The 9917-nt window shown below is 70.1% G+C and carries 12 protein-coding genes and 1 pseudogene; 8 read left to right on the top strand and 5 right to left on the bottom strand.

Features of this window, described 5'->3' with window-relative positions; translation table 11 throughout:
• From SALMUC_RS31385 to clpS, 4 genes and pseudogenes are all read left to right on the top strand, one after another.
• Positions 1-149: pseudogene (locus tag SALMUC_RS31385) on the top strand (Holliday junction branch migration protein RuvA); the annotation flags it as partial.
• 13 nt (positions 150-162) lie between these two features.
• On the top strand, positions 163-1191 hold the full coding sequence (gene ruvB, locus SALMUC_RS25895) for a Holliday junction branch migration DNA helicase RuvB (protein WP_020043599.1): 1029 nt from the start codon (positions 163-165) through the stop codon (positions 1189-1191).
• Positions 1192-1247: 56 nt separating this feature from the next.
• Positions 1248-1883 carry a hypothetical protein gene (locus SALMUC_RS25890; protein WP_020043600.1) on the top strand — a complete coding sequence of 212 codons (636 nt, stop codon included), beginning with the start codon at positions 1248-1250 and terminating at the stop codon, positions 1881-1883.
• A 64-nt stretch (positions 1884-1947) separates the two neighbouring features.
• Positions 1948-2256: an ATP-dependent Clp protease adapter ClpS gene (gene clpS / locus SALMUC_RS25885; protein ID WP_020043601.1), complete on the top strand. Its 309-nt coding sequence runs from the start codon at positions 1948-1950 to the stop codon at positions 2254-2256.
• Between the two features lie 162 nt (positions 2257-2418).
• Here clpS and trpS read toward each other — a convergent pair whose 3' ends face one another.
• Positions 2419-3453, bottom strand: coding sequence for a tryptophan--tRNA ligase (gene trpS, locus SALMUC_RS25880; RefSeq protein WP_020043602.1), 1035 nt, complete (start codon positions 3451-3453; stop codon positions 2419-2421).
• A gap of 73 nt (positions 3454-3526) precedes the next feature.
• On the opposite strand from trpS, the gene SALMUC_RS25875 reads away from it, so the two are divergent.
• Positions 3527-4213, top strand: coding sequence for a rhomboid family intramembrane serine protease (locus tag SALMUC_RS25875; RefSeq protein ID WP_020043603.1), 687 nt, complete (start codon positions 3527-3529; stop codon positions 4211-4213).
• A gap of 12 nt (positions 4214-4225) precedes the next feature.
• Here SALMUC_RS25875 and SALMUC_RS25870 read toward each other — a convergent pair whose 3' ends face one another.
• Entirely contained in the window at positions 4226-5713 is a 1488-nt protein-coding gene (locus SALMUC_RS25870) for a phospholipase D family protein (RefSeq protein WP_020043604.1), read from the bottom strand.
• A 4-nt stretch (positions 5714-5717) separates the two neighbouring features.
• Positions 5718-7265: a murein biosynthesis integral membrane protein MurJ gene (gene murJ / locus SALMUC_RS25865; protein ID WP_020043605.1), complete on the bottom strand. Its 1548-nt coding sequence runs from the start codon at positions 7263-7265 to the stop codon at positions 5718-5720.
• Positions 7266-7569: 304 nt separating this feature from the next.
• Here murJ and SALMUC_RS25860 point away from each other — a divergent pair, with 304 nt between their 5' ends.
• The 3 genes from SALMUC_RS25860 (at position 7570) to SALMUC_RS25850 (ending at position 9300) form a co-directional block, all read left to right on the top strand.
• The gene (locus SALMUC_RS25860) at positions 7570-7845 is read left to right on the top strand and encodes a hypothetical protein (protein WP_020043606.1); all 276 of its coding nucleotides are present in this window, start codon (positions 7570-7572) and stop codon (positions 7843-7845) included.
• A 153-nt stretch (positions 7846-7998) separates the two neighbouring features.
• Entirely contained in the window at positions 7999-8589 is a 591-nt protein-coding gene (locus SALMUC_RS25855; protein ID WP_020043607.1) for a PEP-CTERM sorting domain-containing protein, read from the top strand.
• A gap of 51 nt (positions 8590-8640) precedes the next feature.
• Complete coding sequence (locus SALMUC_RS25850; RefSeq protein WP_020043608.1) at positions 8641-9300, top strand: SOS response-associated peptidase; 660 nt, start codon at positions 8641-8643, stop codon at positions 9298-9300.
• Positions 9301-9308: 8 nt separating this feature from the next.
• Here SALMUC_RS25850 and SALMUC_RS25845 read toward each other — a convergent pair whose 3' ends face one another.
• The gene (locus tag SALMUC_RS25845) at positions 9309-9665 is read right to left on the bottom strand and encodes a cupredoxin domain-containing protein (protein ID WP_020043609.1); all 357 of its coding nucleotides are present in this window, start codon (positions 9663-9665) and stop codon (positions 9309-9311) included.
• A 101-nt stretch (positions 9666-9766) separates the two neighbouring features.
• A partial coding sequence (locus SALMUC_RS29335) for an energy transducer TonB family protein (protein ID WP_156883657.1) occupies positions 9767-9917 on the bottom strand: 151 nt, incomplete at its 5' end.

The raw sequence follows: 9917 nt of genomic DNA, 5'->3' as shown, positions 1-9917 counted from the left end.
AGGCCGACGCGCTGTCGGCGCTCGGCAACCTCGGCTACGCCCCGGGCGAGGCCGCTTCGGCCGTGGCGCAGGCGGCGGGCGACACGCCCGAGGCCGACGCCGCCGCGCTGATCCGCGCGGCGCTGAAGCTGCTGGCGCCGAAGGGCTAGGGAGGGCCGAGCGATGACCGACTCCGACCCCACCCTGCGCCCCGAGCCCTTGGCCGAGGATCGCGACCGTGCCCTGCGGCCGCAGATGCTGGGCGATTTCGTCGGGCAGGCCGAGGCACGGGCCAACCTTGGCGTCTTCATCCAGTCGGCCCGGTCGCGCGGCGAGGCGATGGACCACACGCTGTTTCACGGGCCGCCGGGCCTTGGCAAGACGACGCTGGCGCAGATCATGGCGCGCGAGTTGGGGGTCGGCTTCCGCATGACCTCGGGACCGGTGCTGGCCAAGGCGGGCGACCTCGCGGCGATCCTGACCAACCTCGAGGCGCGTGACGTGCTCTTCATCGACGAGATCCACCGCCTGAACGCGGCCGTCGAGGAGGTGCTCTACCCGGCGATGGAGGACTACGAGCTCGACCTCGTGATCGGCGAGGGGCCGGCGGCGCGCACCGTGCGGATCGAGCTGCAGCCCTTCACCCTCGTGGGGGCCACGACGCGGCTGGGACTGCTCACGACACCGCTGCGCGACCGGTTCGGAATCCCGACGCGGCTGCAGTTCTACACCGTCGAGGAGCTGAACAAGATCGTCACCCGCAACGCCGAGAAGCTGGGCGTGCGCGCCGAGCCCGACGGCGCGCGCGAGATCGCGCGGCGCGCGCGCGGGACCCCGCGCATCGCCGGGCGGCTGCTGCGGCGGGTGGTGGATTTCGCCGTGGTCGAGGGCGACGGCGTGGTCACGCAGGCGCTGGCCGACGGCGCGCTGACGCGGCTGGGGGTCGACGGCCTGGGCCTCGACGGGGCCGACCGGCGCTACCTGTCGCTCATCGCCGAGAACTATTCCGGCGGGCCGGTGGGGATCGAGACGCTCTCGGCCGCGCTTTCGGAAAGCCGCGACGCGCTGGAAGAGGTGATCGAGCCCTACCTGCTGCAGCAGGGCCTGATCCAGCGCACCCCGCGCGGGCGGATGCTGGCGCAGAAGGCCTGGGCGCATCTCGGGCTGCCGATGCCCAAGCCGCCGGGGCAGGCGACGCTCTTCGACGGCTAGCCTCCCTTGATCCGCCGCGCCGGGCCGCCTATGCCCCGCGCCACAGGAGGTGCCGCATGACGCCGGACGAGATCGAAGCGCTTTTCACCCGCTCGGACGGGGACTACTTCTTTGCCCGCTGGGGGCGCCCCCTGGCGCCCGTGGTCTTCGGGGTCGAGGACGAGACCCTGGGCGTCGTCAAGGGCGCCTTCGAGGCGGTCTGCGCCGCGGCCGGTCACAGCATGGCCGAGACCGACCCCGAGCTCGGGGCCAACGTCATGGTCTTCTTCTTCCGCGACTGGCAGGAGCTGCTGGCGGTGCCCGACCTCGACCGCATGATCGAGGGGCTGGGTCCGCTCGTCACCCGGCTGGAGCAGGCCGGGGCCAACCAGTACCGGGTTTTCCGCTTCGACGAGCAGGGCGCGATCCGGGCCTGTTTCGTCTTCCTGCGCATGGATGCCGAGCTGTCGCAGGTGCCGGCCGAGACGCTGGCGCTGGGGCAGGTGGTGCAGTCCATGCTGCTGTGGTCCGACCGCGCCTTCACCGACCGCTCGCCGCTGGCGCGGCTCGACGAAGGGCGCACGGTGCTGCGGCCCGAGATTTCGGCGCTGCTGCGGGCGGCCTACGATCCCGTGATGCCGGGCATGGCGCAGGATGCATCGCATGCGTTGCTTCTGTCGGCGCGGGTGCAGGCGGCGCCGCCGCCGGCCTGAGGGGTGGACGCGACTCGTCTGGCCTGCGAGGCTCGGGTCACCGCGGCATGCCGGGAGTGTCCCGATGGCGGAAAAGGTCGACGAGCGGCCGAAGGTCGAGACGAAGGCGCGGACCGAACGTCCGCGGCTCTACAAGGTCACCCTGCTGAACGACGATTTCACGCCGCGCGACTTCGTGGTCGCGGTGCTCATGGCGGTCTTCCGCATGACCGAGGCCGAGGCGCTGGGGGTGATGCTGACCGCGCACCGCAAGGGGGCCTGCGTGGTCGCCGTCTACACCCGCGAGGTGGCCGAGACGAAGTGCAAGCAGGCGAACGACGCGGGCCGCGAGCAGGGCTATCCGCTGGCCTTCACGATGGAGCAGGAGGAGTGAGCGGGCGTCCCGTGGTGTGGCTTGCGTGAGCGTGCCGGCCTTGGCGGCGCGTCATTCACGTCGAAGGCCACGTTGCGCCTGCGGCCGCTGTCCCGCGCGGTCTCAGGTGGGGTTGCGGCGTCGGCCCGGCCGCGCTGAGCGCCGCCGGGCCAATGCGCTTTCTCAGGCGCCGACCATGCCGACGATCTCGTAGGTGCGCTTGAGCACAGGCGCCGCGATGACGCGGGCCTTCTCGGCGCCCTTCGACAGGATCGCGTCGATCTCGTCGGGCTGCTCCATCAGCCGCGCCATCTCGGAGGAGATCGGCGCAAGCTTCTCCACCGACAGCTCCGCAAGCGCCGGCTTGAAGACCGAGAAGGGTTGTCCGCCATGATCGGCCAGCACGCCCGCCACGTCCGTCCCCGCAAGCGCCGCGTAGATGTTCACGAGGTTGCGCGCCTCGGGCCGCTCGGCGAGGCCCTCGGCATCCGAGGGCAGGGGCTCGGGGTCGGTGCGGGCCTTGCGGATCTTGTTGGCGATCGTGTCGGCATCGTCGGTCAGGTTGATGCGGCTCATGTCCGAGGGGTCGGACTTGGACATCTTCCTGGACCCGTCGCGCAGCGACATGACGCGGGTGGCCGCGCCTTCGATCACCGGCTCGGTCTCGGGGAAGAAGTCGACGCCGTAGTCGTGGTTGAACTTGGCCGCGATGTCGCGGGTCAGCTCGACGTGCTGCTTCTGGTCCTCGCCCACGGGAACGTGCGTCGCGTGGTAGACCAGGATGTCGGCCGCCATCAGCGCCGGGTAGGCGAAAAGGCCCAGCGAGGCGTTCTGGCTGTTCTTGCCGGCCTTGTCCTTCCACTGGGTCATCCGCTGCATCCAGCCCATGCGGGCGACACAGTTGAAGATCCAGGCCAGCTGCGTGTGCTCGGGCACCTGGCTCTGGTTGAAGAGGATCGAACGCGCCGGGTCGAGCCCCGAGGCGATGAAGCCCGCGGCCAGCTCGCGCGTCTGCCGGCGCAGCGCCTCGGGCTCCTGCCAGACGGTGATCGCGTGCAGGTCGACCATGCAGAAGATGGTCTCGATATCGCGCTCCTGCCAGTCGACGAAGCGCGTCATGGCACCAAGGTAGTTGCCGAGCGTCAGGCCTCCGGACGGCTGGATGCCGGAGAAGACGCGCGGGGTGAAGGCGGAATTGTCTGGGGCCGCCTCGGACATGGGCTCACTCCGTCTGGAAATTCGGGTGGCGCCGGATTACCTAGGCCCCGACATGCCGTCAAGAAAGAGCCCCATGGTCCACCCCCACAACGAACGCCCCGTGAACCCGCTGCCGCCCGTCGTGGCGGCGCTCTTCATCGTGATCGTCGGGCTCGAGGTGGCCTTCTCGCTCGGTGCGCGGGGCATCGGCGGCGGGGCCGAGGCGGTGGGCTGGCGCATGGGTGCGCTGGAACGCTTCGCCTTTTCCGGCCCGGTGCTGGACTGGATGCTCGAGACCGGGCAGTTCCCGGTCGAGCACGTGATCCGCTTCCTCAGCTATCCCTTCTTCCACGCCAGCTTCACCCATGCGCTCTTTGCCGGGATCATGTTGCTGGCGATGGGCAAGATGGTGGGCGAGGCAATGGGCAACCTCGCCGTGCTCGCGATCTTCGTGGTCTCGAGCGTGACCGGCGCGCTGGTCTACGGTCTGGCGCTGGACACGAGCATGCCGCTCTTCGGGGCATTTCCGCCGGTCTACGGGCTGATCGGGGGCTTCACCTACCTGCTCTGGCTGCGGCTGGGCCAGCTGGGCGAGCAGCAGGTGCGGGCCTTTTCGCTGATCGGGATCCTGCTGGGGATCCAGCTGCTGTTCGGCCTGCTGTTCGGCGGCGGGATGGACTGGGTCGCGGACCTGTCGGGCTTCGTCGCGGGCTTTGCCTTGGCGCCGTTGCTGGTGCCCGGGGGCTGGCAGAAGCTCAAGGCGCGGCTGCGGCGCGACTGAGCCGCGGCCTTCTCAGAACATGTCGTTGGGCAGGATCGGCAGGTAGCGGCCGAAGCGTTTGCCGTGCGCCGAGGGGTAGGGCATCACGAAGCCCTCGCGCTCGTCCGGGTCCTGCGCCGCGTTGCTGAGCGCCGCCTGCCGCCAGGTCCGGGCGGCGGTGGTGTCGTGCCCGGCCAGCCGTTTGCCCAGCCAGACCTTGGCCAGCCGGTCGCGCAGGGCCTTGACGTCCTCCGGCATGCGGAACTGCACCGAGGCCTCGGTGTCCCAGCGCAGCGAACGTCCGTTGAGGTTGGCCGAGCCCACCATGCCCACGCGGTCGTCGATCAGCGTGATCTTGGAGTGGATGTAGATCGGCCCGGCGCCGATCACGTCGGGCACCTCCTCGGGGGCGGGCTTGCGCTGGCTGGGCGAGATCAGCGCAAGCCGGTCGGCGAAAGCTTTCTGCAGCTTGCGCACCACGCGGCTCTGCAGGGCGTGGGCGTGGCGGGCGTCCCAGCCCTGGTCGCTGTCGAAGAGCACCCGTTCCGCCGCCGGCGGCATGACGATGACCAGTTGCAGGTCCGGGTGGCGCTTCGCGGCCTTGACCAGTGCCTCGGCCACGGGGAGGTGACGGAAGAACTGCGTCTCGATGTAGATGTGCCGCTGGGCCTCGCCGATCATGCGCAGCGTGGCCTTTTCGTGGTCGTTGACGAAAACGCGCGGAGACAGCCGCGCCGGCCCCGGACAGGGCCGCGAGAAGGTCCGCACGACGCGCAGGTTGTCCGGCGTCTGCGGGCGCTTTTCGGTCTCCATGCGCTCGGCGCGGCCGGTCAGGCAGGGCGCGCCGCAGTCGATCGAGGCGTTCCAGGTCTCGGAGAAATGCAGGCGCAGCGCGGCCGAGAAATCGGCGTCCTCGACCTGCATCGAGACGTCGTGCCAGGTGTCCTGCGGGGCGCCCTCGTGCTTGGCGGTGTCGAAGCGGCGCTCGTCGATGTCCAGTCCGCCGATGATGCTGCGGGTGCTGTCGGCGATGGCGAATTTCTGGTGGATCGTCGCCGGGCGCAGCACCACCGCGCCCTTGAGCATCGCGCGCTGCACGGGGGTCAGCTTGGTGCCGTCCTCCTCGCGCATCCGGGCCAGCATGCGCCTGACGCGGCCGCTCATGGCCCAGCGCCACATCCAGCCCGCCGCCTGCCCGTGGGGCGCGCAGATCAGTTGCACGTCGCCCTGCAGCACGTCGGCGAAGCCGCTGGCCGAGGCCCAGGCGAAGCGGTGCAGCTCGGAGGCGAAGACCGCGTCGAAATCCGACAGGATCAGCCGCAGCTTCACGCCTCTCCTGGCGACCGCGCCAAGCAGGTCGCCCCAGGTGTCGAGCCCCTGCTCGCGCAGCTCCGGCGCCCGCAGCCGGGTGCGCGGGTCGAAGATGCGGAAGGACATCACGAGTTCGGTTTTCGCCGAGTCGGCCAGGCGTTCCAGCGCCGGGTAGCCTTCTTCAGCGGTGATCAGCGAAGTGAGTGTCATGGCCTCAGTTGGCATTGCGTCGGAAGGCGGCGCGGAAGTCGGACAGGCGGAAGGCGCCAACCGCCTGCCCCGCAAGGGCGTAGGCCAGAAGGCCGGCACCGATCAGCAGGACAAGCGCGAGGTAGCGCCAGTAGTTCAGACTAAGCAACGGCCCAAGGGCCAGCATGGTTCCCCACAGTGCGACGCCCATCAGCACCGAGGCCAGGCAGATCCGCCAGGCGCGGCGCCGGAAGCGGTCGTCGAAGTGCGCGACCTCGCCCAGGCGGCGGCCGCCGAGGCCCAGCATCACGACCATGACCCAGCCCGCGGCCGAGGTGGCGATGGCCGGGGCGATCCAGCCCAGCACCGGCGCGAGGCCCACCGCGAGCACCGCGTTCACCACCATCGACCAGAGCGCGTAGCGGAAGGGCGTGCGGGTGTCCTCGCGCGCAAAGAACAATGGTTGCAGGACCTTCTGCAGCACGAAGGCCGGCAGGCCCAGCCCGTAGATGGCCACCGCCACCGCGATGGCGGCGCTGTCGGCGGGGCCCGTGGCGCCGCGCTCGAAGAGCACCGAGACCACCGGCAGCGGGATCACGATGAGCGCCACGGCGGCGGGCACGGTGAGCGCGAGCGAGATCTCGCCCGCGCGGGAAAAGGCATGCCGCGCACCGGCGTCGTCCTCGGCCTCGAGGCGGCGCGAGAGGTCGGGCAGCAGGACGATCCCCACCGCGATGCCGACCACGCCGAGGGGCAGCTGGTAGAGCCGGTCGGCCGCGTAGAGCCAGCCCACGGCCTTGTCGAACTGCGAGGCAACCTGTTGACCCACAAGGAGATTCACCTGCATCACCCCGCCCGCCAGCGCGGCCGGCACGGCCACGCGCACCAGACGGGTCATGTCCGGCGTCAGCCGGGGCCGGGCGGGCCGGACGCGGACCCCCGCGCGCTCGGCGGCGATCCAGACGAGGGCAAGCTGCGCGACCCCCGCGAAGGGGATGGTCCAGACCAGCCAGAGGATGACCTCGCCGCCGATCACGGCCCCCGCGATCATGGCGATGATGACGAAGATGTTCAGCAGCACCGGGGCCGCTGCTGCGGCTGCGAAATGACCGGTCGCGTTGAGGGCGCCCGAGAACAAGGCTGCCAATGAAATGAAGAGGATATAGGGAAAGATCACCCGCCCGTAGCCCACCGTGAGGCCAAAGCGCGCGTCCTCGGTGAAGCCCTCGGCGGTGGCCCAGACCAGCGCCGGCATGAAGACCAGCGCAAGCCCGGTGATGACCATCAGCACGAAGGCCAGCCCGTTCATGGCGTCGCGGGCAAAGGCCAGCGCGTCCTCGTCGCCTTCGTACTTCTTTGAAAAGATTGGCACGAATGCCGCGTTGAAGGCGCCCTCGGCAAAGAAGCGGCGGAACATGTTGGGCAGGCGGAAGGCCGCGACGAAGGCGTCCATCACCGGGCCGGGGCCGATGTAGGCGAGGATGAGGATCTCGCGGACGACGCCGAGCACGCGGCTCGCCAGCGTCCAGAAGCCGACCGTGAGGATGCCGGAGATCAGGCGGATGGGTTTCATGACGCTCCCGTGGATTGCCGGTCCGGAGTATCCGCCTTCGGCGCCGGCAGGAAGGGCGGATGTACGCCGATCCCGTACGTCCGGTACGGCCCGCCCGTACAGGTGGCGCCGAAAGCCCCGGTTTTCCGCGCCGGGCGCGGGGCAGGGCGCGGCGCCGGGGCGCTCATGTACCGGTCGTACGGGGTTTCCGTACGGTTGGCCGGGAGCCGGGCCATCGGGCCGCGCGCCGGCCTCGTGCGGGGCGGAGAGGGAATCTTAACCCCCGCCGGGTCACTCTGGCCGCGAGGCGACCGGAGGGCCCGCGATGTACGACTTCGACCCGACCCCGCTCGAGACGGTCAATTCCGAGAGGCTGCGGGCCAACCTGCGGCTCTACCTCGACATGGTGCAGATGCGCGAGCAGCGGCTGGCCATCGTCCGGCGCGGGCGCGAGGTGGCGGGGCTGGTGCCGATCCACGAGGCCCGCGCGCTCTGGACCCTTGCCCGCCGGTCCGAGGACGAGCGCGAGCGCCGCATGCGCGCGCGGCTGGACCGCGAGCGCGCCCTGCAGCAGGCCATCCGGGAGGAGCGCGCGCGATGAGCGGGGGCCGGGAATGCCGGATCTGCGGGCAGGGCGCGGCGTCCGGGCGGACGGGACGGCCGGGGCGCTTGGTGTGTGGCAGGGCTTCGGCGATAGTCGGAGGCACACTGTTGCGTAACGATTCGGCCCCGCCGGGTATTCGGGAGATTTCCAATGACGTCATTCTTTCTGTCGCTTGTCGCCATCTGTCTTGCCGGGGCCGTGCAGGCCCTGACGCTGGATTTCGAGGGGATCGCGCCCGACGGCGGCGCGATCGGGTTCGACAATTCCGGCTTTTCGACCAATGGGTTCGAGTTCCTGCTCGACTACGGGCAGATCCAGGATTCGAACAATTGCCCGACCTGCTACCAGACCGACAACGGCACCGACTGGCTCCTGCACATGAGCAAGGGCGTGATGACCATGACGAGCACCGTCGGGGCCTTCAGCCTGCACAGCATCGACTACGGCGACTACGAGAAGAATCCTCTCTACAACGCCTACACCCAGGTCACCGGCCACAGGGTCGGCGGCGGCACGGTCACGCGGGAAATCAGCTCCGAGACCGATTTCAGGACGATCGATTTCGGCTGGACGAACCTGGCAAGCGTGTCCTTCGATACCTTCGACAGATCCTACTACACGCGAAATGCCTACGACAATTTCGTCGTCAGCCTGGGCACGGTGCCGCTTCCGGCGAGCCTGCCGCTGATGCTGCTCGCGCTGGGCGGCGCTGGGCTGGCGCTGCGGCGCCGGGCGCGCTGAGCGGGGCGCGCTGGGCTCGCATCGCGCGCCCGGCGTGCTACCATCGCCGCCATGTGCGGACGTTTCGCGGTCACCCTGCCCCCCGATGCCATGGCGCGGCTTTTCGCGGCCGTGCCCGGCAACGACCTGCCGCCGGTGCCGAACTACAACGTCTGCCCGACCAACGATGTCCATGTGGTGCGCAGCGACGGGGAGCAGCGGCAGCTGGGCGCGATGCGCTGGGGCTTCCTGCCGCATTGGTACAAGAGCCCGACCGACGGCCCGCTGCTGATCAACGCGCGGGCCGAGAGCGTGGCCGAGAAGCCCGCCTTTCGGGCCGCCTGCCGCGCGCGGCGCTGCATCGTTCCGGCGAGCGGTTTCTACGAGTGGACCAAGGACGAGGAGGGCAACCGCCTGCCCTGGTACATCACGCCCGCCGAGGGCGAGGTGCTGGCGCTGGCCGGCATCTGGCAGGACTGGGAGCGCGAGGGCACGCGCTATCGGACCTGCGCCATTGTCACCACCGGCGCCAACGACGAGATGGCCAGGCTGCACCACCGGATGCCGGTGATCCTCGCGCCCGAGGACTGGGGGCTCTGGCTGGGCGAGGAGGGCCACGGCGCGGCCCGCCTGATGCAGGCCCCGCCCGACGGGGCGGTGCGCTTTCACCGCGTGGGCCGCGAGGTCAATTCCAACCGCGCCAGCGGCCCGCAGCTGATCGAGCCCGTCTGAGCGGCGGGTTACTGGTTGTTTTCCAGCTCGATCGGGGCGCGGTTGGCGTGGTCGATCACGCCCGAGACGAAGGAGTCGCTCTCGAGCGAGAGGCCGTTGGTATACTCCTGCGTCAGGCCCTCGGTCACCGGCAGGATGTAGACGGCCTCGGGCGGCAGGCTGCCCGTGGTCCAGCTGCCATCGGTGGCGGTGGCCATCATCGCGGCATCCCCGGAGTTCACGAAGCGGACGGTGTCACCGACCACGGGGTAGACGACATCGGGGAAATAGCCCGCGCCCATCATCAGGACGTAGTGTTCTTCTGCATGAAGCGGGGCGGCGTGCCCGGCGAGGGCAAGCGCGAGGAGACCGGATTTGCGCAGCATGGTTCGCTCCTGGAACAGCACATTCGGCCCCCACCGCACGGCTGTCTCGCTGCTACCGGGGAAATGGGGCGTAAATTTGACGAATGGGCGGGCGCGCGGGGCTACTGCCCCACGATCTGGATGGAGTAGCTGCGCCGCGCGCCGCTGGGCGGCGGCGGGAAGGGGGCGGCGCGCTGGATGACGCGCATGGCGTCGCGGTCGAGCCGGCGCGAGCCCGAGCTGCGGGCGATGGAGACCCCGGCGAGCCCGCCG

It is taken from the genome of Salipiger mucosus DSM 16094 (genome assembly GCF_000442255.1).
GTDB classification, from domain to species: domain Bacteria; phylum Pseudomonadota; class Alphaproteobacteria; order Rhodobacterales; family Rhodobacteraceae; genus Salipiger; species Salipiger mucosus.
Note: the sequence above shows the minus strand (reverse complement) of the source record. Positions and strands in the feature narration are given on the sequence as shown.

Excerpts from the sequence above, each read along its gene's own strand:
- SALMUC_RS25875 (WP_020043603.1), top strand. The coding sequence starts at position 3,527 with ATGGTCCACCCCCACAACGAACGCCCCGTGAACCCGCTGCCGCCCGTC.
- SALMUC_RS25870 (WP_020043604.1), bottom strand. The coding sequence starts at position 5,713 with ATGACACTCACTTCGCTGATCACCGCTGAAGAAGGCTACCCGGCGCTG.
- SALMUC_RS25860 (WP_020043606.1), top strand. The coding sequence starts at position 7,570 with ATGTACGACTTCGACCCGACCCCGCTCGAGACGGTCAATTCCGAGAGG.
- trpS (WP_020043602.1), bottom strand. The coding sequence starts at position 3,453 with ATGTCCGAGGCGGCCCCAGACAATTCCGCCTTCACCCCGCGCGTCTTC.
- clpS (WP_020043601.1), top strand. The coding sequence starts at position 1,948 with ATGGCGGAAAAGGTCGACGAGCGGCCGAAGGTCGAGACGAAGGCGCGG.
- SALMUC_RS25855 (WP_020043607.1), top strand. The coding sequence starts at position 7,999 with ATGACGTCATTCTTTCTGTCGCTTGTCGCCATCTGTCTTGCCGGGGCC.
- SALMUC_RS25890 (WP_020043600.1), top strand. The coding sequence starts at position 1,248 with ATGACGCCGGACGAGATCGAAGCGCTTTTCACCCGCTCGGACGGGGAC.
- murJ (WP_020043605.1), bottom strand. The coding sequence starts at position 7,265 with ATGAAACCCATCCGCCTGATCTCCGGCATCCTCACGGTCGGCTTCTGG.
- SALMUC_RS25845 (WP_020043609.1), bottom strand. The coding sequence starts at position 9,665 with ATGCTGCGCAAATCCGGTCTCCTCGCGCTTGCCCTCGCCGGGCACGCC.
- ruvB (WP_020043599.1), top strand. The coding sequence starts at position 163 with ATGACCGACTCCGACCCCACCCTGCGCCCCGAGCCCTTGGCCGAGGAT.
- SALMUC_RS25850 (WP_020043608.1), top strand. The coding sequence starts at position 8,641 with ATGTGCGGACGTTTCGCGGTCACCCTGCCCCCCGATGCCATGGCGCGG.